At 55.7% G+C, this 20,988-nt stretch carries 31 protein-coding genes and 1 tRNA gene; 27 read left to right on the forward strand and 5 right to left on the reverse strand.

The annotated features are described in order from the left end of the window. Positions 1 to 56: 56 nt before the first annotated feature. Positions 57 to 902: a deoxyribonuclease IV gene (locus ACZ5ER_RS04005; protein ID WP_050002723.1), complete on the forward strand. Its 846-nt coding sequence runs from the start codon at positions 57 to 59 to the stop codon at positions 900 to 902. A 40-nt stretch (positions 903 to 942) separates the two neighbouring features. Here ACZ5ER_RS04005 and ACZ5ER_RS04010 read toward each other — a convergent pair whose 3' ends face one another. The 4 genes from ACZ5ER_RS04010 to ACZ5ER_RS04025 all read right to left on the reverse strand — a co-directional run bounded on the left by ACZ5ER_RS04010 (position 943) and on the right by ACZ5ER_RS04025 (position 4,578). Further along, positions 943 to 1,482: a GbsR/MarR family transcriptional regulator gene (locus ACZ5ER_RS04010; RefSeq protein ID WP_050002724.1), complete on the reverse strand. Its 540-nt coding sequence runs from the start codon at positions 1,480 to 1,482 to the stop codon at positions 943 to 945. A 3-nt stretch (positions 1,483 to 1,485) separates the two neighbouring features. Continuing rightward, positions 1,486 to 1,713, reverse strand: a complete 228-nt coding sequence (locus ACZ5ER_RS04015) for an Lrp/AsnC ligand binding domain-containing protein (RefSeq protein ID WP_050002725.1) — start codon at positions 1,711 to 1,713, stop codon at positions 1,486 to 1,488. A gap of 81 nt (positions 1,714 to 1,794) precedes the next feature. Further along, the gene (locus tag ACZ5ER_RS04020; protein ID WP_050002726.1) at positions 1,795 to 3,402 is read right to left on the reverse strand and encodes a B12-binding domain-containing radical SAM protein; all 1,608 of its coding nucleotides are present in this window, start codon (positions 3,400 to 3,402) and stop codon (positions 1,795 to 1,797) included. Positions 3,403 to 3,522: 120 nt separating this feature from the next. Continuing rightward, positions 3,523 to 4,578, reverse strand: coding sequence for a DmpA family aminopeptidase (locus ACZ5ER_RS04025; RefSeq protein ID WP_050002727.1), 1,056 nt, complete (start codon positions 4,576 to 4,578; stop codon positions 3,523 to 3,525). 84 nt (positions 4,579 to 4,662) lie between these two features. On the opposite strand from ACZ5ER_RS04025, the gene ACZ5ER_RS04030 reads away from it, so the two are divergent. The 3 genes from ACZ5ER_RS04030 (at position 4,663) to ACZ5ER_RS04040 (ending at position 8,744) form a co-directional block, all read left to right on the forward strand. Next, positions 4,663 to 6,288, forward strand: coding sequence for an ABC transporter permease (locus ACZ5ER_RS04030; protein WP_464934857.1), 1,626 nt, complete (start codon positions 4,663 to 4,665; stop codon positions 6,286 to 6,288). Next, the gene (locus ACZ5ER_RS04035) at positions 6,282 to 7,286 is read left to right on the forward strand and encodes an ABC transporter ATP-binding protein (protein ID WP_464934858.1); all 1,005 of its coding nucleotides are present in this window, start codon (positions 6,282 to 6,284) and stop codon (positions 7,284 to 7,286) included. The genes ACZ5ER_RS04030 and ACZ5ER_RS04035 overlap by 7 nt, the downstream gene beginning before the upstream one ends. An 84-nt stretch (positions 7,287 to 7,370) precedes the next feature. Beyond that, positions 7,371 to 8,744, forward strand: a complete 1,374-nt coding sequence (locus ACZ5ER_RS04040) for an NCS2 family permease (RefSeq protein ID WP_050002729.1) — start codon at positions 7,371 to 7,373, stop codon at positions 8,742 to 8,744. Between the two features lie 76 nt (positions 8,745 to 8,820). Here the strand turns inward: ACZ5ER_RS04040 and ACZ5ER_RS04045 are convergent, their stop codons facing one another. Beyond that, positions 8,821 to 9,207 carry a metal-dependent transcriptional regulator gene (locus ACZ5ER_RS04045; RefSeq protein WP_050003939.1) on the reverse strand — a complete coding sequence of 129 codons (387 nt, stop codon included), beginning with the start codon at positions 9,205 to 9,207 and terminating at the stop codon, positions 8,821 to 8,823. Positions 9,208 to 9,347: 140 nt separating this feature from the next. Here ACZ5ER_RS04045 and dph5 point away from each other — a divergent pair, with 140 nt between their 5' ends. The 23 genes from dph5 (at position 9,348) to ACZ5ER_RS04160 (ending at position 20,984) form a co-directional block, all read left to right on the forward strand. Further along, complete coding sequence (gene dph5 / locus ACZ5ER_RS04050) at positions 9,348 to 10,142, forward strand: diphthine synthase (protein ID WP_464935096.1); 795 nt, start codon at positions 9,348 to 9,350, stop codon at positions 10,140 to 10,142. A 40-nt stretch (positions 10,143 to 10,182) separates the two neighbouring features. After that, positions 10,183 to 10,260: transfer RNA gene (locus ACZ5ER_RS04055), tRNA-Val, on the forward strand. A 437-nt stretch (positions 10,261 to 10,697) separates the two neighbouring features. Then, positions 10,698 to 11,465 carry a putative RNA uridine N3 methyltransferase gene (locus tag ACZ5ER_RS04060; RefSeq protein ID WP_050002731.1) on the forward strand — a complete coding sequence of 256 codons (768 nt, stop codon included), beginning with the start codon at positions 10,698 to 10,700 and terminating at the stop codon, positions 11,463 to 11,465. Position 11,466: 1 nt separating this feature from the next. After that, positions 11,467 to 12,507 (forward strand): 50S ribosomal protein L3, encoded by a 1,041-nt coding sequence (locus ACZ5ER_RS04065; RefSeq protein ID WP_050002732.1) that lies wholly within the window; start codon positions 11,467 to 11,469, stop codon positions 12,505 to 12,507. Between the two features lie 10 nt (positions 12,508 to 12,517). After that, a complete protein-coding gene (gene rpl4p / locus ACZ5ER_RS04070) occupies positions 12,518 to 13,285 on the forward strand; it encodes a 50S ribosomal protein L4 (protein ID WP_050002733.1) in 768 nt (255 codons plus the stop codon). A gap of 6 nt (positions 13,286 to 13,291) precedes the next feature. Further along, positions 13,292 to 13,552 (forward strand): 50S ribosomal protein L23, encoded by a 261-nt coding sequence (locus tag ACZ5ER_RS04075; protein WP_050002734.1) that lies wholly within the window; start codon positions 13,292 to 13,294, stop codon positions 13,550 to 13,552. 11 nt (positions 13,553 to 13,563) lie between these two features. Next, positions 13,564 to 14,283 carry a 50S ribosomal protein L2 gene (locus tag ACZ5ER_RS04080; RefSeq protein WP_042692804.1) on the forward strand — a complete coding sequence of 240 codons (720 nt, stop codon included), beginning with the start codon at positions 13,564 to 13,566 and terminating at the stop codon, positions 14,281 to 14,283. A 2-nt stretch (positions 14,284 to 14,285) separates the two neighbouring features. Beyond that, entirely contained in the window at positions 14,286 to 14,687 is a 402-nt protein-coding gene (locus ACZ5ER_RS04085) for a 30S ribosomal protein S19 (RefSeq protein ID WP_050002735.1), read from the forward strand. A gap of 10 nt (positions 14,688 to 14,697) precedes the next feature. After that, the gene (gene rplV, locus ACZ5ER_RS04090) at positions 14,698 to 15,168 is read left to right on the forward strand and encodes a 50S ribosomal protein L22 (RefSeq protein WP_050002736.1); all 471 of its coding nucleotides are present in this window, start codon (positions 14,698 to 14,700) and stop codon (positions 15,166 to 15,168) included. A 5-nt stretch (positions 15,169 to 15,173) separates the two neighbouring features. Continuing rightward, the gene (locus tag ACZ5ER_RS04095; RefSeq protein ID WP_050002737.1) at positions 15,174 to 15,803 is read left to right on the forward strand and encodes a 30S ribosomal protein S3; all 630 of its coding nucleotides are present in this window, start codon (positions 15,174 to 15,176) and stop codon (positions 15,801 to 15,803) included. Further along, the gene (gene rpmC / locus ACZ5ER_RS04100; protein WP_050002738.1) at positions 15,790 to 15,990 is read left to right on the forward strand and encodes a 50S ribosomal protein L29; all 201 of its coding nucleotides are present in this window, start codon (positions 15,790 to 15,792) and stop codon (positions 15,988 to 15,990) included. The genes ACZ5ER_RS04095 and rpmC overlap by 14 nt, the downstream gene beginning before the upstream one ends. Positions 15,991 to 16,026: 36 nt before the next feature. Continuing rightward, positions 16,027 to 16,293, forward strand: coding sequence for a stress response translation initiation inhibitor YciH (yciH, locus tag ACZ5ER_RS04105; RefSeq protein ID WP_464935097.1), 267 nt, complete (start codon positions 16,027 to 16,029; stop codon positions 16,291 to 16,293). Next, the gene (locus ACZ5ER_RS04110) at positions 16,179 to 16,556 is read left to right on the forward strand and encodes a ribonuclease P protein component 1 (RefSeq protein ID WP_464934859.1); all 378 of its coding nucleotides are present in this window, start codon (positions 16,179 to 16,181) and stop codon (positions 16,554 to 16,556) included. The genes yciH and ACZ5ER_RS04110 overlap by 115 nt, the downstream gene beginning before the upstream one ends. Then, positions 16,553 to 16,897, forward strand: coding sequence for a 30S ribosomal protein S17 (locus tag ACZ5ER_RS04115; protein WP_050002741.1), 345 nt, complete (start codon positions 16,553 to 16,555; stop codon positions 16,895 to 16,897). The genes ACZ5ER_RS04110 and ACZ5ER_RS04115 overlap by 4 nt, the downstream gene beginning before the upstream one ends. Positions 16,898 to 16,901: 4 nt before the next feature. After that, complete coding sequence (locus ACZ5ER_RS04120) at positions 16,902 to 17,327, forward strand: 50S ribosomal protein L14 (protein WP_011250482.1); 426 nt, start codon at positions 16,902 to 16,904, stop codon at positions 17,325 to 17,327. Between the two features lie 10 nt (positions 17,328 to 17,337). Then, on the forward strand, positions 17,338 to 17,703 hold the full coding sequence (gene rplX / locus ACZ5ER_RS04125) for a 50S ribosomal protein L24 (RefSeq protein WP_050002742.1): 366 nt from the start codon (positions 17,338 to 17,340) through the stop codon (positions 17,701 to 17,703). Further along, positions 17,703 to 18,434, forward strand: coding sequence for a 30S ribosomal protein S4e (locus ACZ5ER_RS04130; protein ID WP_464934860.1), 732 nt, complete (start codon positions 17,703 to 17,705; stop codon positions 18,432 to 18,434). Before rplX ends, ACZ5ER_RS04130 begins: the two co-directional genes overlap by 1 nt. 11 nt (positions 18,435 to 18,445) lie before the next feature. Next, positions 18,446 to 18,997: a 50S ribosomal protein L5 gene (locus tag ACZ5ER_RS04135; protein ID WP_050002744.1), complete on the forward strand. Its 552-nt coding sequence runs from the start codon at positions 18,446 to 18,448 to the stop codon at positions 18,995 to 18,997. A 1-nt stretch (position 18,998) separates the two neighbouring features. After that, positions 18,999 to 19,169, forward strand: coding sequence for a 30S ribosomal protein S14 (locus ACZ5ER_RS04140; RefSeq protein WP_011250478.1), 171 nt, complete (start codon positions 18,999 to 19,001; stop codon positions 19,167 to 19,169). A gap of 11 nt (positions 19,170 to 19,180) precedes the next feature. Continuing rightward, positions 19,181 to 19,573, forward strand: a complete 393-nt coding sequence (locus tag ACZ5ER_RS04145; RefSeq protein ID WP_050002745.1) for a 30S ribosomal protein S8 — start codon at positions 19,181 to 19,183, stop codon at positions 19,571 to 19,573. A gap of 10 nt (positions 19,574 to 19,583) precedes the next feature. Continuing rightward, the gene (locus ACZ5ER_RS04150; protein ID WP_050002746.1) at positions 19,584 to 20,138 is read left to right on the forward strand and encodes a 50S ribosomal protein L6; all 555 of its coding nucleotides are present in this window, start codon (positions 19,584 to 19,586) and stop codon (positions 20,136 to 20,138) included. A gap of 10 nt (positions 20,139 to 20,148) precedes the next feature. Further along, on the forward strand, positions 20,149 to 20,532 hold the full coding sequence (locus ACZ5ER_RS04155) for a 50S ribosomal protein L32e (protein WP_050002747.1): 384 nt from the start codon (positions 20,149 to 20,151) through the stop codon (positions 20,530 to 20,532). Next, positions 20,532 to 20,984, forward strand: coding sequence for a 50S ribosomal protein L19e (locus tag ACZ5ER_RS04160; RefSeq protein WP_174412694.1), 453 nt, complete (start codon positions 20,532 to 20,534; stop codon positions 20,982 to 20,984). Before ACZ5ER_RS04155 ends, ACZ5ER_RS04160 begins: the two co-directional genes overlap by 1 nt. Positions 20,985 to 20,988: the final 4 nt, after the last annotated feature.

The raw sequence follows: 20,988 nt of genomic DNA on the forward strand, positions 1-20,988 counted from the left end.
CTCTCAAAAGAAAAATGTAATAAAATAGGTTTACCTAATTCCTTTTGGTGGTGGAGATGTTCAAGGTTGACAGGCTCCGCTTTGGAACCGCGGGGATTCCCCTTTCTGCCCCGAAGCGCTCAACGATAGACGGCATCATCCACGTGAGGAACCTCGGGCTCGATGCAATGGAGCTGGAGTTCGTCCGCGGTGTGAACATCAAGCCCGAGCTTGCCAAGAAAATAAAGTACGTCGCCAAAAAGCACGACGTCCTGCTCACAGCTCACGCGCCCTACTACATCAACCTCAACGCGAGCGAGAAGGCCAAGGTCGAAGCCAGCAAGAGGAGGATAATCCAAAGTGCGGAGAGGCTTCATCAGGCGGGGGGCTGGAGCGTCGTTTTCCACGCCGGCTACTACCTGAAGCAGGACCCCGCGAAGGTCTACAACAGGATTAAGGACGCGTTGAAGGAAATAGAAAAGGAGCTCATGGACAGGGGGATAGAGGTGTGGATACGGCCCGAGCTGACAGGGAAGCCGACGCAGTTCGGTGACCTGAAGGAGATAGTGAAGCTGAGTGAAGAGCTGGAGATGGTTCTGCCCACGATAGACTTTGCCCACGCCCACGCGAGGAACAAGGGCAAGTGCAACTCGGCCGAGGAGTGGCGCGAAATGCTGAGCTTTATGGAAGACAGGCTGGGCAGGGAAGCCCTCGACAACATGCACATCCACGTGAGCGGCATCGAGTACACGGATAAGGGCGAGAAGAGGCACCTGAACCTCCAGGAGAGCGACATGAACTGGGAAGACCTGCTCGGAGTCCTCAAGGAGTTCCGAGTTAGGGGTGTCGTCATAAGCGAGAGTCCCAACATCGAGGGTGATGCGCTCTTGATGAAGAAGAAGTACGAGGAGATAAAGGTCTAAAGCCCAATTCCAGAAGTCAGACCTTCGGGAAAAGCTCTGTTTACCTGGAGCTTTTTTGCGCCCTTTTCTGGCCTCTTGTTTTGAGGCATTCGATTAGGGCCTTTAGAATCTCATCGTCACCCTCTGAAAGGATTTCGGCGATTCTCTCGGCTATAAGGTTCTTCTGAAGAATGGCCTCTATTCTCCTTTTGATTTTTTCCGCTTCCTCGCTCTCGTCCCCTTCAAGCTTCTCAAGGGCCTTCAAGAGGCTTGCCCTCATCTCCTTTACGTCTTCCTCGATTTTCCGGTAATAGGCCTCGCGACGCCAGTCCTGAATGTTCTTTGTGGCGGTGTAGTAGGCCTTCCTGTCTCCAGGCTTTTTTATTCTCGTCACGAGCCCGATGCTCTCAAGAAACTTGAGGGCGCTGCTGACGTGGGAAATGGAGTATCCCGTTCTCTCCGCTATTTCTCTAAGGCTCATGGGTTCTTCCTCAAAGAATAGCAGACCGTAGATGTAGCCGTAAAGCTCGCTAAGGCCAAACTTTCGCGCGGTTCTCGCGAAGTGCTCCATCATTATGCGCTTGGCTTCCTTTACACCCACGCATCATTCCCCCGCGATGACCAGGGTGTCAATGGAAAGAATCTGGCCGCCGTTTAAAAGTTCTCTTTCGAGGGACGAGAGCTCCTCAAGGTCGTTTACCCGAACTTTAAGGAGCATGTCGTATTCTCCATAGAGCCGGTGCACCTCAAGGGTCTGGGGGAGGCTTTTTAGGGACTCCAGAACTTCAAAATCGTGCCTCGAATCTGTCACGAGGAGCATGAAAGCTTCCATAGGGGTCACCGGTTTATGTAGGAAGTCTCAACATATAAAACTTTCGGAAATTTCCGAAAGTTGTGAAAAACAAAAATGCTATCAGTAGGCCTCGACGAGGCTCGGCTGGCCGTGCCACCTGTGCTCCTCAACCTCGATGCGGACCTCCAGGGGTTCGAGGGGCTTTACCTCGTATCCCTTACTCCTGCCCCACTTCTCTATCTGCCTCAGCACGACCCTCGTCCCGATGCGGGCGAGCGGGTAGAACGGAATCAGGAACGGGTTGCCCTTCATGACCATCGGTAGCCCGCGTATTACCTCGTCCATCATGTGTTTCCATGCGTAGTACAGGTGCAGGAACTGTCCGTAGGTTATCATCTCGTCTATGCGGTAGAACTCCTGGTCTCTGAGGAGCCCCATTGGAATGAAGGCCAGCGGGGTCACGGTAAAGTGCGCTCTGTTGCCGAGCTTCGCCTTGAGCTCCTCCTCCATCGTGATTATCAGCTGGGCAGTCATTATCTCGTCCTCATCGGTGTCTCCAGGAAGGCCCAATATCGTCGTGTAGGCCGGGAACCAGTAGTTCTTGTTGAGGACGTAGGTTCCGTTGAGCAGAACCCAGGGCCACTCCTCGGGTGAGAATGGCTTCATCTTGTTGTTCATGTACTTTCCAATGAGCCTCGGCGAGGCCGTCTCAAAGCCCACCTGTATGCCAATCCAGTGGTTCGGCCCTGCCTCGACTATTTCTGATATGCGTTCTATCATCCCCGGGTTCGCTAAAGCGCCTGCCACCGCGCCGTGGGTCGGGTTGACGTTCCTTGTGTATCTCCTGGCCATCTCGAAGAGCTCTACAACAGCTTCGGCGTTCGGATAGAAGTTCCTCTTGTCCTCGACCTTGTAGAGGAAGATGTCCTCGCTGTGGAGCCATGCGTGGTCTATGCCCGCTTTTACGTTGAGCCTTATCTCGGCCTCGATGTTTTCAAGGGGTATGTAGCGGGCCACCCTCAGGTTCGGCTCGCAGAAGCGGCAGCCCCTTCCGCAGCCGCGCATGACCTCGATGAGGCCCTTGTACGAGGGGGCAACTATAGTGGGAATCTGCTCGACCCTCGGCCAGCCCTTTATGAATATCGTTTCGTCGGCGCTCCCGGATTCGATGTCCCTGAAGAGGTCGCCGGCAACGTGGTCGACCTCGCCTATAACGACGTGGTCAATCCTGAGCTTTTCCCGCTCTTCCCTTCTGAAGTCCACCTGCCAGGCTCCCGGGCCTCCGACGACGAGCTTGAAGTCCAGCCCCTTCGCGTCCCTGATGCGGTTTATCCTCTCGACGAGCTCCCTGAACTTGACCTTGGTGTAGTTCGTCCATTTCCCGCCGTTCGTGAACATCATGCTCACGGGGCCGAGTCCGAGGGGGTCCATCTCGTATAGGGCCACAACGGTTGTGTCCCTGCCGATGAACTTCTCTATCCTGCGCGGGTGGGCGACGACAACTTCGTCCCGCCTAAAGCCGTCTCTGAGGAGTGCCGCCTCGACCTTCCTGAGACCGTAGGGAGCCTGCGTTAAAACGCCGTTCTCGTCTGGAAGCTGGGTGTCAAGGAGCCTGAAGACCCACTTTGGAAGCTTGTCGTAGGGTGCACAGCCCAGGAAGTCCAGCAGGGGGACGTCGTGGTACGTGCTCGTCAGCGTTTCGTCGGTCGTCAGCACGATTCGAGTCATTTTGGTCACCATAGGTATGAAAGAAAAACTGCATATTTAAGAGTTTCCATTTTCTTTAATACCCAAAGTGCCAATTTGGAATATGTCGGTATCAAACTACATAAAAAAGTAAGAAAACGTCTAAACCGCCTGGGTGTCCAACTGAATCCGGTTATATTTTGATAGTATCTCCTTGACATTGTCAATGGGCAAAGCGTACCTCACGTGTCCGTTGCCCTCAACCGTTCTCGCCTGGAGAAGCGCGTTGATTATGGCCTCCTCAGTCGCCTCGGCGGTTGCCTTGAAGAGCCTGCTGAGGGCGTTGTCGGGCAGGAAACTGAGCAGGTGGGGCTCTTTATCCAGCGGGGCCGTCTGCGCCGTTGAGAAGGCAAGGACTACGTCCCCGCTCCCGTGGTACGCGTAGCCGCCGGTTCTCGCGAGGCCGACAACTGCCCTTTTCGCGACCCTCTTCAGCCCCCTCGCGGTCAGGGGCGCGTCCGTTGCCACCACCATCGAGATGCTGCCCTTCGCGGAGGGCCCCCTTCCGGGGTAGTCCTTCAGCTCAAGGCCGACGGGGACGCCGGCTATTGTGAGGTCTTCCCTCCTGCCGAAGTTCGCCAGGACGAGCGACGCGACCGTGTACTCCTCGCCGCCGATTTCGACGACCCGTGAGGAAGAGCCTATTCCGCCCTTGAACTCGAAGGCGCTCATTCCGGTTCCAGCACCAACGGCACCTTCCTCAAAGTCAAGGCTCGCGTTTTTGACGGCCTCGAAGTAGTGCTCCTCCCTGACGGCCATCTTCCTGATGTTGTTGAGGTAGGAGTCGTTGCACTCCATCACGACCGGAGAGACGCTCTTCAGGTCTGGGTTGAGCTCAATCATGTGCTTTACCATCGCGCTTGCGACCGTGTAGACGCTCAGCGTGTTGGTTAGGGCTATCGGCGTCTCAATGTAGCCGAGCTCATCGACCTGGACGAAGCCTATTGGCTTTGAGAAGCCGTTCATGACGAAGGTCGAGGCAAAGAGCTTTTCCTTGAAGGGGTTCTTCACCGGCGGGAGCAGGACAGTAACCCCAGTCCTCACGTCGTCGCCCTCGATGAGGGTTACGTGGCCGACCCTGACTCCCAGGTCGGCTATCGAGTTCCTCTTTCCGTGCTCGAAAACGCCTATCTTTATGCCCAGCTCCGGGGCCTTCATGGTATCACCGGTGATAAATTGTATGCCGGGCTTAACAACCTTGCCCAATCAAGGCTTATAAAGGGCAAAAACCGAGTTTTGGCCATGAGGTTTAAGGTCAGCTACCTCGCTTTCACCCTCCCACTGGCGTTCCTGTTCGTTTTCTTCTACCTGCCTATGGTGAATATCATGAGGCTCGGCCTGTGGGAAAACGGCCCGACCCTGAAGTTTCTTTCTGCCGTCTTGGGGAACTCTTACCACCGCTGGGTCATAGGGTTTACGATAGGCCAGGCCCTCGCCTCGACGGCCCTGACGCTCCTCATAGGGCTCCCAGGGGCGTATATTTTTGCCCGCTATGATTTTCCAGGGAAGAGGGCAATCAGAGCCCTTCTGACCGTCCCGTTCGTCATGCCGAGCATAATGGTGACCCTTGGTTTCCTCCTGCTGTTCGGCAGGGACGGGTTCATAGCCGGCATAATCGGGCGTGACCCCGGCATAGTCTACACCTGGAAGGCCATACTGCTTGCCCACGCCTTTTACAACTTCCCCATCGTTGTCAGAATGGTCTCGTCCCTCTGGGAGAGGGTCAATCCCCACTACGAGGAGATGGCCAAGACCCTCGGTGCGAAGGGCTTCAGACTCTTCTGGAAGGTCACCCTGCCCCTGATATCGCCTGCCATTTTTGCTTCCGCGATGCTGACCTTTATATTCTGCTTCCTGAGCTTCTCAATCCCGCTCGTCCTTGGGGGATACAGATACGTTACAATAGAGGTTGATATCTTCTCGACCGTCATGACGCTCCTTGACTTCAGGACGGGCTCGGCGCTAGCGGTCATACAGATAACCCTTAGTGCGCTCTTCATGTACATCTACCTCCGCTCTCTAGATACCTATTCAAAGAGGGAAGAGCAGAAAGTGCTCCAGACGCCGGCGAAGCTTGGACTCCGCGACCTTTTGAGCCTCAAGGGGCTCGGAATAGTCCTCTACTCCCTCCTCGTGTTCGTCTTTATAGTTGCGCCCCTCCTTGCTGTGGTCTACGACTCCCTTCTCTTCAACGGCCACCTCAGCCTTGAGAACTACAGGAGGGTCTTCTCACCTGAATACAACCCCATGTTCGGCATCTCGACGTTTGGGGCGGTTCGGAACTCAATCCTCTTTGGCTTCACGACGGTCGTGGTCTCGACGCTCATAGCACTCCCCCTCGCGTACCTCCTCAACCGCTGGGACTTTAAGGGCAAGAGACTCCTCGACGTCCTCGTCATGCTCCCCCTGGCTAGCTCCCCTGTTACGGTGGCCTTGGGGTACATCATGGTATTCCAGTCCACACCCCTCTACTACACGTTCTGGATTATCGCCATAGCGCACTCCATCATAGCGTATCCGTTTGTCTTCCGCTCCCTCTCCACAGGGCTCGGCAAGATAAAGCGGAACCTCCGCGAGGCCGCGCTGGCGCTGGGGGCAAACGAGTGGAAGGCGTTTGTGAAGGTCGAACTGCCCCTCGCGGTCGGTAGCTTCATAGTCGGGGCGATATTCGCCTTTGCGATGAGCATAGCCGAGCTCGGTGCGACCTATATGCTCGCCCCGCCAGAGTACACGACCATGAGCCTGGCCGTCTACAAGTTTATCGGGTCGAGGCAGTTCGGTAGTGCGTCTGCCCTCTCCGTAATTTTGATGGCTGTCTCGGTTATAGGATTCCTAGTGATAGAAAAGGTCGGTGAGGACGTATGGTGAGTGTTGAGTTACGGGGCGTGAGCAAGCGCTGGGACAACTTCGAGCTTCAGGTTGATCTCTCAGCCCGGGACGGCGAGTTCCTGACGCTTCTCGGTCCGAGCGGGTGCGGAAAAACGACGACCCTCAGGATAATAGCCGGCCTCGAAAGGCCCGACTCTGGGAGGGTCTTCTTCGACGGGAAGGACGTCACTGACCTTGAGCCCTACGAGAGGAACATCGGCATCGTCTTTCAGGACTACGCCCTTTTCCCGCACATGACGGTGTTCAAGAACGTCGCTTTTGGGCTGGAGATGAGGAAGGTATCTAAGGTGGAGATAGAGCGGAAGGTCAGGTGGGCGCTTGAACTCGTGGGTCTGGAAGGCTTTGAAAACCGCTATCCGGAACAGCTGAGCGGTGGACAGCAGCAGAGGGTGGCCCTCGCAAGGGCCCTTGTTGTGGAGCCCGAAGTCCTTCTCCTCGACGAGCCCCTCAGCAACCTCGACGCCAAGATAAGGGAGCGCCTCCGCGCTGAGATACGGCGCATTCAGCGGGAGCTCGGCATAACGACGATATACGTTACCCACGACCAGGAGGAGGCGATGGCAGTGAGCGACAGGATTGCCGTCATGAACGTCGGCAGGGTTGAGCAGATAGGTGAGCCCCTGGAGCTTTACTACCACCCAAAGACGGAGTTCGTGGCCAGGTTCCTTGGAATAAGCAACATACTGGAGCTCGATGCGGAGAACGGTGTGGCAAGGCTGGGGGGCATTGAATTCAACGTTGGGGTTGATGGGAAGGTCAGGGTGTTCTTCAGGCCGGAGAGCGTCCTCGTGACTCCCGGTGGTGATGCCCGTGTTACGGGATATGAGCTCCTTCCGGGGCGGATTAGGCTTTACCTCGACGTTGAAGGCCACACAATCATAGCGGAGCGCCCACTTCCGGATTTGCCCTTTGAGCCTCACAGCGTCCCTCATAAGGTAGGCCTTGTGGTAAGGTCTTTCTCACTCCTCACTTTATAACATGTTTATGTCAAAAAAAGTTTTATAAATTGCTTTTATCGCCGTTTCTATGTCAACTAAATGTCAGTTACTGGGGGGACGCTCATGGGTTGGTTCGAAAGGTACTTCGAGTTCGAGAAGTATGGAACCGATATGAAAACCGAAGTGCTCGCTGGAGTGACGACATTTCTGACTATGGCTTATATCCTCTTCATTAACCCTAAAATCCTCAGCGATGCGATGGGCCCTGAAGCCTTTGACTCGCTCGTCGCCGTCACAGCCCTTGCAGCTGGTTTTACAACGATACTCATGGGTATCTACGCCAAGAAGCCCTTCGCCCTCGCGCCCGGTATGGGCCTCAACGCCTACTTCGCCTACACAGTGGCCCCGAAGTACGGCTGGAAAGTGGCCCTCGCGGCGGTTTTTGTTGAGGGCCTCATCTTTATAGCCCTCACAATCACAAAGGTCAGGAGCGCGGTAATCCACGCGATTCCCAGGAGCCAGAAGTATGCAATCGGTGCCGGAATCGGGCTGTTCCTCACGCTCATAGGGCTCAACGATGTCGGGCTCCTCTCTGCGCAGGTTGAAGGTTCCAAAGATGCCGTCATATCCCTCGGCAAGACAGTTCTCCTGAGTGGAACTCTCAAATTAACCGGTCTGAACACGAATGTTCTATTATCAAAGCAGATACTACTTTTCTTTTTTGGAGTTCTCCTCACTGGTATCCTCATCTCCCTGCGCATAAAGGGTGCTCTTCTGATTTCCATACTGACTACGAGCGTCCTCGGCTGGGTCACCGGAGCGGCGCCCTGGCCCGAGAAGCTGTTCTCGACTCCAACCATAAGCTACACTTTCATGCAGATGGACCTCCACGGCCTCATAAGTGCTGGAGCCCTTGGAGTCGTCTTTGCGTTCTTCATGGTGGACTTCTTTGACACCCTTGGAACGATAACCGGTCTGAGCGCCAAGGCCGGCTTCCTCACAGAGGACGGCAGGGTTCCCGACGCCGAGAAGGTGCTCCTGACGGACGCTATTGGTACGACCGTCGGAGCTGTCCTTGGAACCTCAACAGTCACCACCTACATAGAGAGTGCGGCGGGAATAGAGGAGGGCGGCAGGACTGGAATGACTGCCCTCGTCACAGGATTCCTCTTCCTCGCCATTGGACTCTTCATAGCCCCGCTTGCCCAGGCAATACCGGCCTTCGCAACCGCCCCTGCCCTCGTCGTGGTCGGATATTACATGCTCAGTGCCCTCAAGGAAGTCGACTTCAGCGACCACACCGAGGCACTGCCCGCGTTCCTCGTCCTCGTCACGATACCATACACTTACTCGATAGCCGACGGAATCGGCGCGGGCTTTATAAGCTACACCGTCCTCAAGGTCTTCAGCGGCCGCTGGAGGGAAGTTCACCCGCTCATGTACATACTCGCGATGGTCTTCGTGGTTTATTTTGCCTACCTCGGAGGCCTCTTCTGATTCTTCTCTTTTCTCATTTCAGCTAGTTTTTTCTCGGGAAAGACAGTTCAGAACAGAGTTAATGATGGGAAAGAATTCATTTCTTCTCACGTTTCTCTTTGAGGAACTGCTTGAGGACGTAGGGGCACTGCTCTTGGATAAACTTCGCGAACTCCTTCATCCTCTCCACGGTTATTTCGCTGACGTAGTGCTCGAACTGGCAGGCGTCCTGCTCGGCTATCTCCTCGGGTATGCCGAGGATGTCAACGAAGAACTTTGTGAGGGCCAGGTGCTTTGAGTAGGTCTCCTTTGCTATTCTCTCTCCTTCCTCGGTGAGCAGAATTCTGTCGTACTTCTCGTACTCGACGAGTCCCTTCTCGGCGAGCTTCTTGAGGGCGTCAACGACGCTTGGCGGCTTGACGTTCATTATCTTCGCTATGTCCTTAACGCGGATTACACCCTTGTTCTTGTGAAGGAGGTACATTGTCTCAAGGTACTCTTCCTCTCTCTTACTGACTCTCTTGCTGACTTTCACACTCCTCACCGGGTTAGGTTGGCCAAAAACCTTTAAGTAGTTTTCCCAAAACTTAAAAGTTTTAGGAGAACCCCCTATCGGTGGTTGAGATGGCGCTCTATTTCATAGGACTTGGGCTCTATGATGAGAAGGACATAACGCTCAAAGGTCTTGAAACAGCCAGAAAGTGCGACAAGGTATTTGCCGAGTTTTATACGTCACTCCTCGCGGGAACAACGATAGATAAAATTGAGGAGCTCATAGGCAAGCCCATCATGAGGCTAAGCCGGGAAGAGGTCGAGCTCAATTTTGAGAGGATAGTCCTCCCGGAGGCCAAAGAAAAGGACGTCGCGTTCCTCACTGCAGGAGACCCGATGGTGGCGACAACCCACTCGGACTTAAGAATCCGGGCAAAAAAAGCGGGCGTCGAGAGCTACGTCATCCATGCGCCCAGCATCTACTCTGCCGTGGCGATTACGGGTCTCCAGATTTACAAGTTCGGGAAGAGCGCCACCGTAGCTTATCCAGAGGGAAACTGGTTCCCGACGAGCCACTACGACGTAATCAAGGAAAACAGGGAGCGCGGCCTTCATACACTCCTGTTCCTTGACATAAAGGCTGACCAGAACCGATACATGACCGCCAACGAGGCGATGGAGATACTCCTCCAGGTTGAGGGCATGAAAAAAGCGGGAGTGTTCACGCCGGAGACGCTCGTCGTTGTCCTCGCCAGGGCCGGTTCTCTGAACCCGACGATAAGGGCGGGCTACGTTAAGGAGCTGATAGACGAGGACTTCGGAAGACAGCCTCACGTTCTCATCGTGCCGGGTAGGCTCCACATCGTCGAGGCGGAGTACCTGGTTGAGTTCGCCGGTGCACCCAAGGAACTCCTGGAGGAAGTTTAGCGAAAGCTTTATATTTCCCCCCGTTCCCCATACTTTGGGCGGGCCCGTGGTCTAGTCTGGTTATGACGCCGCCCTCACGAGGCGGAGGTCCGGGGTTCGAAGCCCCGCGGGCCCACCATCGAAACTTTGCCTTCGCAAAGTTTCATCAAAGTTGGTAGCTCCTTTTGGAAAGCTAAATTTTAAGTGGTTTTCTCATTGAATTGTCGTTTTGAGTGTGAGAATCTCTATAATTGCTCCTTTTGTATAGGTTTACTTTTTGAATCGACGCCCGAAGGGCGTCAAAAGAGAGTAAACCCCCTTTATATGTGTTGTTTTGGCTGGTTTCTCTTTTGTAAAGTGGGATTTTACAGGTAAAATCTACTCTACTTGGGCCGTTATGTAAAGAGCTACGAACTTTTGGTGAAGCTTTTTCCAAAAGCTTCCGCGAAGTTCGCTTTGCAAAAATTTTACACACTTCTCAGCATGAAAAAGGGTTGCAAGGTTCGAAAGCCTTTTAAATAGTCTCCACAAGCTCCCTTCAGCTTAGGGGAGACAGTGGGGGCAGGATGAGGGAAAATGGCTTGGCATGTCTTCATTCCCGATTCCCTCCTTGAAGAGACCGACGACCCAAAAATCCGGACGTACAAGGTTGGGCAGGTTGCGAGGGCCTGCGCAATCTTCGGCGTCGAGCACATCTGGATTTACAGGGCAGGCGGAAGGGACGGGAAGTTCATCAAAACGGTCCTTGAGTACATGGAAACCCCGCAGTACCTCAGGAAGAGGCTGTTTCCGATAATGCCAGAGCTCCGCCACGTCGGTGTCGTCCCCCCGCTCAGGACGCCCCACCACAAGCTCAAAGGGAAACCCAAGGTCAGCGAAATCCGCGAGGGCTATGCCTTCCGGAAGGGAAGACGGGTGTACGCTGACATCGGGCTCGACGAGCTGGCCCTGGTTGAGGGGGACGTTGAAGGGCGCGCAACGTTTAGGATTGTCTCGACGAAGCCTCTCAAAGTCATTCCAGCGAAGCCAGAAGGGTACTGGGGCTACAGGGTTCACCTGAGCAGAAAGCCCCTGGCGAAAACACTTAAAAAGGCTCACCTGGATTTGGCAATCGCGACCTCGCGGAAGGGTCGCGACGTGAGAGAGGTCAGCCTTCCCCCGCTGGAGGGGGAGGTTGGTATCGCCTTTGGCTCGCCGAGGAAGGGCGTTATGGAGCTCCTCGGCGGCGAGTACGAGTTTGATTTCGTGCTCAACACGATTCCAAATCAAAAAACTAAAACCGTCCGCACCGAGGAGGCGCTCCTCGCCACGCTGGCGATATTCAATCTCATGAGGAGGGATTGAGATGGGAAAGGTTCACAGACCAAGGAGAGGTTCACTCGCCTTCAGCCCGAGAAAAAGGGCTAGGAGTGTAGTCCCGAGAATCAAGAAGTGGCCAAAGGACAGTGAGGTCAGGATGCTGGGATTCGCTGGTTACAAGGCCGGCATGACCCACATCCTCATGATAGACGACAGCCCCGGGCTCACCAAGGGCAAGGAGATATTCGTGCCCGTGACCATAGTTGAGGTTCCGCCGCTCTTTGTCTACGGAATCAGGGCTTACAAGCAGGGCTATCTTGGCCTCGAGACCGCCACTGAGGTCTGGTTCCACGAGCTCAACGACAACGTCAAGAGGCGCATAAAGACCCTGCCGAAGGACTATAACGAGGAGGCGTTCCAGGCCAAGCTCGGCCAGCTTGAGGACCTCGTTAACGACGGCGAGATTGTTGACGTCAGGCTTCTCGTCCACACCCAGCCCTGGCTCATCAAGCTCAAGAAGAAGCCCGAGGTCATGGAGTACGCCATCGGTGGCGACGACGTCAAGGCCAAGTTCGACTACGCCAAGGAGAAGATAGGCAAGGAGCTCCGCGCTAGCGAGGTTCTCCACGAGGGAGAGCTCCTCGACGTCATAGCCGTCACCAAGGGTAAGGGCACTCAGGGCCCGGTTAAGCGCTGGGGCGTCAAGGTTCAGTTCCACAAGGCCCAGAGGGCTGGAAAGGGCAGGCACATCGGTAACCTCGGTCCCTGGCACCCGGCCCGCGTCATGTGGACCGTTCCGCAGGCCGGTCAGATGGGCTTCCACCACAGGACCGAGTTCAACAAGAGGCTCATCGCCATAGGCGAGAACGGAAAGCTCGTGCTCGACGGCAACGAGATTGAGATAACTCCGAAGGGTGGCTTCCCGCACTACGGAATCGTCAGGAGCGACTTCCTCATGATTGAGGGTAGCGTTCCGGGTTCCTTCAAGAGGATAATTCGTGTTAGGCCCGCTATAAGGCCGCCCAAGAAGAAGCCGCCCGTTGAGAGGCCCCAGATAACCTACGTCAGTAGGGAGTCCAAGCAGTGAGGTGAGATAGATGAAGGTTAAGGTCTTCAACCTCGAAGGCGAGCCCGTTGAGGAGATAGAGCTCCCCAAGGTGTTCAGCACTCCTTTCAGGCCCGACCTCATCAGGAGAGCTGTCATCGCTTCCTGGACCCACAGGATACAGCCCCAGGGAAGGGACCCGCTCGCTGGAAAGAGGCGCGTTACTGAGAACATCGGTAAGGGCCATGGAATGGCGAGGGTCGAGAGGATAAAGACCCCGCCGAGGTTCGCGGCCTTCGTTCCCTTCGCGAGGGGTGGAAGGAGAACCCACCCGCCGAAGGTCGAGAAGATAATCTGGGAGGACATCAACAAGAAGGAGCGCAGGCTTGCCATAATGAGCGCCATCGCTGCCACCGCCAACCCTGACCTCGTGAAGGCGAGGGGACACGTCACCGACAACGTTCCAGCCTTCCCGCTCGTCGTCGTTGACGACCTCGAGAAGGTCTTCAAGACTGCCCAGACCAGGGAGATATTCAAGAAGCTCGGTGTCTGGGACGACATTGAGAGGGCCAAGAGGAACACCAAGATAAGGGCCGGTAAGGGCAAGATGCGCGGAAGGAGGTATAAGAAGGCCAAGGGCCCGCTCATCGTCGTTGCCAAGAACGAGGGAATCGTCCAGGGAGCGAGGAACCACCCGGGCGTTGACGTCGTTACCGTCGACAACCTCGGTGTTGAGCTCCTCGCTCCGGGTACCCACCCTGGAAGGCTTACCATCTGGACGAAGGGCGCTATAGAGAGGCTTAGGGAGCTCTACGGGTGATGAGAGATGGACCCATATAAGGTTATCATAAGGCCGCTCGTTACCGAAAAGGCCGTCTCGCTCATTGAGAAGGAGAACAAGCTCACCTTCATAGTGGACAGGAAGGCCACCAAGCAGGACATCAAGAGGGCCGTGGAAGAGATGTTCAACGTCAAGGTCGAGAAGGTCAACACCCTCATCACCATGAAGGGCGAAAAGAAGGCCTACGTCAAGCTCAAGCCCGAATACGATGCGAGTGAGGTTGCCGCAAGGTTGGGATTGTTCTGAGGTGATGTGAGATGGGAAAGAGTCTTATACAGCAGAGGAGGGGTAAGGGAACCACGACCTTCCGCGCTCCTTCCCACAGGTACAGGGGCGCTGTTAAGTACGTTCCTCTCAACGTCGTGAAGGAGAAGACCCTCAGGGGAGTCGTTGAGGAAATCCTCCACGACCCTGGAAGGACTGCCCCCGTCGCTCGCGTTAAGTTCGAGGACGGAACCAAGAAGCTCATCCTCGCCCCCGAAGGAGTTCTCGTCGGCCAGGAGGTCTACATCGGACCCGAGGCCCCGATAGCCATAGGCAACACCCTCCCGCTTGCCAAGATACCAGAGGGAACCTACGTCTACAACATCGAGGGCGTTCCGGGCGACGGCGGAAAGTACGTCAGGGCTGGAGGAACCTACGCCCTCGTCGTCAGCAGGGAGAAGGACAAGGTCATCGTTCAGCTCCCGAGCGGTGAGCTCAAGCAGTTCAAGCCCGAGTGCAGGGCAACAATAGGTGTCGTTGCGGGCGGTGGAAGGCTCGAGAAGCCAATAGTCAAGGCCGGTAAGGCCTACTACATCGCCAAGGCCAGGAACAGGTTCTGGCCGAAGCCGAGAGGTGTCAAGATGAACGCCGTCAACCACCCGCACGGTGGTAAGGAGCACCACATAGGTAGGCCCTCGACCGTTTCCCGTAGAGCTCCGCCCGGAAGGAAGGTCGGTCACATAGCCGCGAGAAGAACCGGTAGGAGGAAGTGAAGATGGCGAGAAAGAAGGAGTTTAGGTATAGGGGTTACACGCTCGACGAACTGCTCAATATGTCCCTTGAGGAGTTCGCCAAGCTCCTCCCGGCCAGGCAGAGGAGGAGCCTCAAGAGGGGTCTCTCCCCGGAGCAGAAGAAGCTCCTCAGGAAGATAAGGCTTGCCAAGAAGGGCAAGTACAACAAGCCCATAAGGACCCACAGCAGGGACATGATAGTCCTCCCCGAGATGGTTGGCATGACCATCCACGTCTACAACGGCAAGGAGTTCGTCCCGATTGAGATAAAGGAGGAGATGATAGGCCACTACCTCGGTGAGTTCGCCCTCACGAGGAAGATAGTCCAGCACGGCTCACCTGGTGTCGGTGCTACGAGGTCATCAATGTTCGTGGCAATCAAGTGAGGTGGTTTAGATGAGCAGGGGCAGGTTTTCCTACTCATTCCAAAATTTTGACCCCGAGAGGATGGCTCGCGCGAGCGGAAGGGACCTCAGGATTTCACCCAAGCACAGCGTCGAGCTCCTCAGGGAGATTAAGGGCATGATGCTCAACGACGCCCTCCGCTACCTCGACGACGTCATAGCCAAGAAGAGGCCGGTTCCAATGAAGCGCTTCAACGACAGCCAGGGCCACAAGCCGGGTAAGGGCTTCGGTCCAGGTCGCTACCCGGTCAAGGTCGCCAAGGCCGTCAAGAAGATACTCCTCAACGCCAAGAACAACGCCGAGCAGAAGGGCCTCGACGTCGACAGGCTCAAGATAATCCACGCTGCTGCCCACAGGGGCCCGGTCCTCAGGGGATACATCCCGAGGGCCTTCGGAAGGGCCACACCGTTCAACGAGCAGACCACCCACATAGAGATAGTTGTCGAGGAGATTAGGAGGTGAGACCCTTGGCCATTGAGAGGTACTTCATCAGGGAAGGCGTTAGGGAAATGCTCATTGACGAATACCTTGAAAAGGAGCTTAGGAGGGCCGGCTATGGCGGCCTTGACATAAAGAAGACCCCCCTTGGAACCAAGGTCATCATCTTCGCGGCGAGGCCCGGCTATGTCATCGGAAGGGGCGGCAGGAAGATAAGGGAGCTCACCAGGATCCTTGAGAGGCAGTTCGGCCTTGAGAACCCGCAGATTGAGGTCGAGGAGATCAAGAACCCCTACCTCAACGCCAAGGTTCAGGCCGTCAGGCTCGCCCAGGCCCTTGAGAGGGGCGTCCACTTCAGGAGGGCCGCTTACTCAGCTATCAAGGCCATCATGAGGAACGGAGCAAGGGGTGTCGAGATAAGGCTCAGCGGAAAGCTCACCGGTGAGAGGGCCAAGAGCGTCAGGTTCTACCAGGGCTACCTTGCAAAGGTCGGAAACCCTGCCGAGACCCTCGTCAGCAGGGGATACGCCCAGGCCCTGCTCAAGCTCGGTGTTATCGGTGTTAAGGTCTCCATCATGCCGCCCGACGCGAGGTTGCCAGATGAGATTGAGGTTAAGGAGGTAGTCGAGGAAGAGGTGAGCGCCAATGAAGCCCAGTGAGATTAGGGAGATGAGCATTGAGGAGATCGAGCAGAAGATAAAGGAGCTCAGACTTCAGCTCGCCAAGGAGAGGGGTATGCTTACCATGGGGGCTTCCATAGAGAACCCCATGGTCATCCGCAACCTCAGGCGCGACATAGCGCGCCTGCTTACCATAAGGAATGAGAAGCTTAGGGAGAAAAGGTGAGGTTAGGTGCCGAGGATTGTGAACCCTCTGGATGAGATGCTCTTTAAGGAGGTCCTCAAGGAGCAGCAGAGGATTAGGGTCTACGTTGAAAGGGCCCGCTACGGAAAGCTTAAGACCATAATCGAGGGCATAGACGAGAAGGAATTCGACCTCGAAGATATAGCAAAGAAGCTGAAGGCGAAGCTGGCATGTGGCGGAACCGCAAAGAAAGGAAGGATAGAGCTTCAGGGAGACCACAGGGACCGTATCAAGAAGTTGCTGGCAGAGCTTGGATTTTCAGAGGAGCTCATAGAGGTCGAGTGACGCGGAAGAACATAATCTGGCACGAGCTCATAGGCCTCAAAGCAAAGATTATAAGGGCATCTCATCCAGAGCTGGTCGGCATCGAGGGCTACGTCCTTGATGAGACGAGGAACACCCTCACCATAGGTGGGGAGAAGGTTTGGGTCGTTCCAAAGGACGTGGTCGAGATTGAGTTCGACCTCGGCGATGAGAAAATCCGGATCCATGGTAGTGATTTGATTGGAAGGCCTGAGATGAGACTCAAGAAGAGGTGGAGGAAATGAGAGAGATTGGATTGAGGGTTCAGCCTCCCGCTGAGGTGTGTGACGACCCCAAGTGCCCCTGGCACGGGAACCTCAAGATACACGGGAGATACTTTGAGGGTATCGTCGTCAGCGATAAGGGTAAGAAGACAGTAGTTGTCGAGAGGCAGTACTACCACTACCTCAAGAAATACGAGCGTTACGAGCTCAGGAGGAGCAAGGTCCACGCTCACAACCCGGAGTGCATCAACGCCAAGACCGGTGACAAGGTTCTCATAGCCGAGACCAGGCCGATAAGCAAGACCAAGAGCTGGGTGGTTGTTGCAGTCCTTGAGAGGGCCGAGAGGAAGGAGGAGGTGTGAGGCAATGGCCAAGAAGGGTGCCGGTGCGACCAGGGGTATAAGCCCCGTCAGGCCAACTCGCGCTCTTCCGATCGGTGCTTACCTCAAGGTTGCTGACAACAGCGGTGCCAAGGTCATCCAGATAATTGGTGTCGTTGGCTACAAGGGAACCAGGAGAAGGCTCGCCGCCGCCGGTGTCGGCGACATGGTCGTTGCCACCGTCAAGAAGGGAAGGCCTGACATGAGGCACCAGGTCGTTAGGGCCGTCGTCGTCAGGCAGAGGAAGGAGTACAGAAGGCTCGACGGCATGCGCGTCAAGTTCGAGGACAACGCCGCCGCGATAGTCACTCCGGAAGGCGTCCCGAGGGGAACCGAGATTAGGGGTGCCATAGCCAGAGAGGCCGCCGAGAGGTGGGTCAGGCTCGGTAGCATAGCGAGCATTGTGTTGTGAGGTGAGAGTAATGAAGCTTGATATGAAGCAGCCGAGGAAGCAGAGGAAGTTCCTCTACAACGCTCCCCTTCACCTCAGGGGCAAGATAATGAGCGCCACCCTGAGCAAGGAGCTTAGGGAGAAGTACAACGTTAGGAACCTCCCCATCAGGGTGGGGGACAAGGTCAAGGTCATGCGTGGAGACTTCAAGGGCACCGAGGGCAAGGTCGTTGAGGTCGACCTTAAGAGGTACAGGATTTACGTTGAGGGCGTTACCCAGAAGAAGACCGACGGAACCGAGGTCTTCTACCCGCTCCACCCGTCGAACGTTATGATTGTCGAACTCAACCTTGAAGATGAGGAGAGAAAGAAAATAATCGAGAGGAGGGCTGAGTAATGGCGAGAAAGGGTCCGAAGAGGCACCTTAAGAGGCTTGCCGCCCCAACTTCCTGGTACATCCACAGGAAGGAGTACAAGTGGGCCGTCCGCCCGAGCCCCGGCCCGCACAGCATGAGGACTTCCATACCGCTCCTCTACATAGTCAGGGACTACCTTGGCTACGCGAGGACCGCGAGAGAAGCCAGGAAGATACTCAACGAGGGCAAGATACTCGTTGACGGCAGGGTCAGGAAGGACTACAAGTTCCCGGTCGGAATCATGGACGTTATCTCCATCCCGGACACCGGAGAGCACTACAGGGTCCTTCCAAACAGGATTGGCAAGCTCATCCTCCACCCGATAAGCGAGGAAGAGGCCAAGATCAAGCCCTTCAGGATTGACAACAAGAGGATGGTCAAGGGTGCGAAGGTTCAGCTCAACCTCCACGACGGAAGCAACCACCTCGTCAGCCTTGCCGAGAAGGACGCCTACAAGACCTCCTATACCGTCATCATGCAGGTTCCGGAGAGGCAGATAGTCAAGATACTGCCCTTCGAGGTCGGCGCCTACGTCTTCGTTACCCAGGGTAAGAACGTCGCCAGGAAGGGTAAGATAGTCGAGGTCAGGCACTTCCCGATGGGCTGGCCCGACGTCGTTACCATCGAGGACGAGAACGGCGAGCTCTTCGACACCCTGAAGGAGTACGCCTTCGTGATTGGTAAGGACAAGCCGGAGATTTCCCTTCCGTGAGGTGAGATGAGATGCAGATTAACAGGGAGGCTATCCTCGCAGACTGGGAAGCTCACCCAATGAGGAAGCCCAGGATCGCGAAGGTCACCATAAACATCGGTGTTGGCGAGAGCGGTGAGAGGCTTACCAAGGCCGAGAAGATGCTCCAGGACCTCGTCGGCCAGAAGCCGATAAGGAGAAGGGCCAAGCAGACCAACAGGGACTTTGGAATCAGGCGTGGCGAACCCATAGCCGTCAAGGTCACCCTCCGTGGAAAGAAGGCCTACGAGATGCTTGACAGGCTCCTTGAGGCCGTTGATAGGAAGCTCCACGTCGGCAACTTCGACGAGCACGGGAACTTCTGCTTTGGAATCCAGGAGCACATAAACATCCCGGGCGTCGAGTACGACCCTGAGATAGGTATCTTCGGTATGGACGTCTGTGTCACCCTTGAGAGGCCTGGCTTTAGGGTTGCCAAGAGGAAGAGGCAGAGGAGGAAGATACCGACCAGGCACAAGCTGACGAAGGAGGAGGGTATAGTCTTCGCTATTGAGGAGTTCAAGGTCAACGTGGAGGGATTGTGAGATGGCGAAGGCTGATTACAACAAGAGGAAGCCGAGGAAGTTTGGTAAGGGCGCGAGAAGGTGCATGCGCTGCGGCCAGTACGGCCCGATAATCAGGATACACGGCCTTATGCTCTGCAGGCACTGCTTCCGCGAGGTCGCTCCAAAACTCGGCTTCAAGAAGTATGAGTGAGGTGAGAAGCGATGACTCTGCTTGACCCGCTTGCGAACGCTCTTTCCCACATGACCAACAGCGAGAGGGTTGGAAAGAAGGAGGTTTACATAAAGCCGGCCTCAAAACTCATCGGTGAGGTCCTTAGAGTTATGCAGGAGAACGGCTACATCGGGGAGTTCGAGTTCATAGACGACGGGAGGGCCGGCATCTACAGGGTTCAGCTCATAGGAAAGATCAACAAGGCTGGAGCTATTAAGCCGAGGTTCCCGGTCAAGGCCAGGGACTACGAGTACTGGGAGAAGAGGTTCCTCCCGGCATACGAGTTCGGTATCCTTATCGTCTCGACCTCCCAGGGTGTCATGACCCACAAAGAGGCCATCGAGAAGGGAATCGGCGGAAGACTGATAGCCTACGTCTACTGAGGTGAGAACGATGCCGATAGACGCGTGGGTAAGGGAAGAGGTTGAGATTCCAGAGGGAGTCGAGGTCACCGTTGAGGGGAACACCGTCAAGGTCAAGGGCCCCAAGGGCGAGCTTGAGAGGGAGTTCAAGTACCCCGGCGTTCAGATCTTCACCGACGACGGTAAGGTCGTCATCTACAAGGAGTTCCCGAGGAGGAAGGACGTTGCCATAGCCAGGACGTTCAAGGCCCACATCAGCAACATGATCAAGGGCGTCACCGAGGGCTTCACTTACAAGCTCAAGGTCGTCTACAGCCACTTCCCGGTCACCGTCAAGGTCCAGGGCGACGAGGTCGTCATCGAGAACTTCCTCGGTGAGAAGAACCCGAGGAGGGCCAAGATACTGCCCGGCGTTACCGTGAAGGTTAGGGGGCAGGAAATCCTCGTCGAGGGCATAGACAAGGAGGCCGTTGGCCAGACCGCGGCCAACATCGAGCAGGCCACGAGGATAACGAAGTGGGACAGGCGTGTCTTCCAGGATGGTATTTACATAGTTGAGAAGGCTGGCAAGCCGATAAAGTTCTGAGGTGTGAGCAATGGACGAGAAGGCGAGACTCCTTAGGGTGAGGGCCAGGCTCAAGAGGAAGAAGCCCCGCTTCCTTAGGCAGGAGTGGTGGAGGTATCCAAAGTTCAAGAACGACCCGAAGTGGCGCAGGCCGAAGGGAATAGACAGCAAGATGAGGCTCAAGAAGAAGGGCAAGCCACGCTCACCGAGCATCGGATGGAGCTCACCGAGGCTCGTTAGGGGGCTCCACCCGAGCGGGTACGAGGAAGTCCTTGTCCACAACGTCAAGGAGCTTGAGGCAATCGACCCGACTAGGCAGGCAGCGAGGATAGCGAGGACTGTCGGTGCGAGAAAGAGGGAACTCATAATCGCGAGGGCCAAGGAGCTCGGTATTAAGGTCCTCAACGCGAGGTGATGCTCATGCTTAAGATGCAGAGAAGGATTGCCGCTGAGATTTTGAAGTGCGGTGAGAACAGGGTCTGGATTGACCCCGAGAGGATTGATGATGTTGCCGCCGCTATCACCAGGGAGGACGTAAAGAGGCTCATCCACGACGGCGTCATCAAGAAGAAGCCCATCAAGGGCCAGAGCAGGGCCCGCGCGAGGGCTTTCCACGAGGCGAGGAAGAAGGGACGCCACAGGGGCCCCGGAAGCAGGAAGGGTAAGAAGACCGCCAGGATGGGCAAGAAGGAGCGCTGGATGATGACCATAAGGGCCCTCCGGAAAGAACTTAGGAAGCTCAAGGCCGAGGGCAAGCTCGACGCCCACACCTACAGGAGGCTATACATCAGGGCCAAGGGCGGTCAGTTCAAGAACAAGAGGCAGCTCTACCTGTTCATGCAGGAGCACGGCATCTTGAAGGAGTGAGGTG

This window comes from Thermococcus marinus (assembly GCF_055389025.1).

Bases quoted from the DNA above. Each gene is read 5' to 3' on its own strand.
- ACZ5ER_RS04005 (WP_050002723.1), top strand. From the start codon at position 57: ATGTTCAAGGTTGACAGGCTCCGCTTTGGAACCGCGGGGATTCCCCTT.
- ACZ5ER_RS04015 (WP_050002725.1), bottom strand. From the start codon at position 1,713: ATGGAAGCTTTCATGCTCCTCGTGACAGATTCGAGGCACGATTTTGAA.
- ACZ5ER_RS04020 (WP_050002726.1), bottom strand. From the start codon at position 3,402: ATGACTCGAATCGTGCTGACGACCGACGAAACGCTGACGAGCACGTAC.
- ACZ5ER_RS04025 (WP_050002727.1), bottom strand. From the start codon at position 4,578: ATGAAGGCCCCGGAGCTGGGCATAAAGATAGGCGTTTTCGAGCACGGA.
- ACZ5ER_RS04030 (WP_464934857.1), top strand. From the start codon at position 4,663: ATGAGGTTTAAGGTCAGCTACCTCGCTTTCACCCTCCCACTGGCGTTC.
- ACZ5ER_RS04035 (WP_464934858.1), top strand. From the start codon at position 6,282: ATGGTGAGTGTTGAGTTACGGGGCGTGAGCAAGCGCTGGGACAACTTC.
- ACZ5ER_RS04040 (WP_050002729.1), top strand. From the start codon at position 7,371: ATGGGTTGGTTCGAAAGGTACTTCGAGTTCGAGAAGTATGGAACCGAT.
- ACZ5ER_RS04045 (WP_050003939.1), bottom strand. From the start codon at position 9,207: ATGTACCTCCTTCACAAGAACAAGGGTGTAATCCGCGTTAAGGACATA.
- dph5 (WP_464935096.1), top strand. From the start codon at position 9,348: ATGGCGCTCTATTTCATAGGACTTGGGCTCTATGATGAGAAGGACATA.
- ACZ5ER_RS04060 (WP_050002731.1), top strand. From the start codon at position 10,698: ATGGCTTGGCATGTCTTCATTCCCGATTCCCTCCTTGAAGAGACCGAC.
- ACZ5ER_RS04065 (WP_050002732.1), top strand. From the start codon at position 11,467: ATGGGAAAGGTTCACAGACCAAGGAGAGGTTCACTCGCCTTCAGCCCG.
- rpl4p (WP_050002733.1), top strand. From the start codon at position 12,518: ATGAAGGTTAAGGTCTTCAACCTCGAAGGCGAGCCCGTTGAGGAGATA.
- ACZ5ER_RS04075 (WP_050002734.1), top strand. From the start codon at position 13,292: ATGGACCCATATAAGGTTATCATAAGGCCGCTCGTTACCGAAAAGGCC.
- ACZ5ER_RS04080 (WP_042692804.1), top strand. From the start codon at position 13,564: ATGGGAAAGAGTCTTATACAGCAGAGGAGGGGTAAGGGAACCACGACC.
- ACZ5ER_RS04085 (WP_050002735.1), top strand. From the start codon at position 14,286: ATGGCGAGAAAGAAGGAGTTTAGGTATAGGGGTTACACGCTCGACGAA.
- rplV (WP_050002736.1), top strand. From the start codon at position 14,698: ATGAGCAGGGGCAGGTTTTCCTACTCATTCCAAAATTTTGACCCCGAG.
- rpmC (WP_050002738.1), top strand. From the start codon at position 15,790: ATGAAGCCCAGTGAGATTAGGGAGATGAGCATTGAGGAGATCGAGCAG.
- yciH (WP_464935097.1), top strand. From the start codon at position 16,027: ATGCTCTTTAAGGAGGTCCTCAAGGAGCAGCAGAGGATTAGGGTCTAC.
- ACZ5ER_RS04110 (WP_464934859.1), top strand. From the start codon at position 16,179: ATGTGGCGGAACCGCAAAGAAAGGAAGGATAGAGCTTCAGGGAGACCA.
- ACZ5ER_RS04115 (WP_050002741.1), top strand. From the start codon at position 16,553: ATGAGAGAGATTGGATTGAGGGTTCAGCCTCCCGCTGAGGTGTGTGAC.
- ACZ5ER_RS04120 (WP_011250482.1), top strand. From the start codon at position 16,902: ATGGCCAAGAAGGGTGCCGGTGCGACCAGGGGTATAAGCCCCGTCAGG.
- rplX (WP_050002742.1), top strand. From the start codon at position 17,338: ATGAAGCTTGATATGAAGCAGCCGAGGAAGCAGAGGAAGTTCCTCTAC.
- ACZ5ER_RS04130 (WP_464934860.1), top strand. From the start codon at position 17,703: ATGGCGAGAAAGGGTCCGAAGAGGCACCTTAAGAGGCTTGCCGCCCCA.
- ACZ5ER_RS04135 (WP_050002744.1), top strand. From the start codon at position 18,446: ATGCAGATTAACAGGGAGGCTATCCTCGCAGACTGGGAAGCTCACCCA.
- ACZ5ER_RS04140 (WP_011250478.1), top strand. From the start codon at position 18,999: ATGGCGAAGGCTGATTACAACAAGAGGAAGCCGAGGAAGTTTGGTAAG.
- ACZ5ER_RS04145 (WP_050002745.1), top strand. From the start codon at position 19,181: ATGACTCTGCTTGACCCGCTTGCGAACGCTCTTTCCCACATGACCAAC.
- ACZ5ER_RS04150 (WP_050002746.1), top strand. From the start codon at position 19,584: ATGCCGATAGACGCGTGGGTAAGGGAAGAGGTTGAGATTCCAGAGGGA.
- ACZ5ER_RS04155 (WP_050002747.1), top strand. From the start codon at position 20,149: ATGGACGAGAAGGCGAGACTCCTTAGGGTGAGGGCCAGGCTCAAGAGG.
- ACZ5ER_RS04160 (WP_174412694.1), top strand. From the start codon at position 20,532: ATGCTCATGCTTAAGATGCAGAGAAGGATTGCCGCTGAGATTTTGAAG.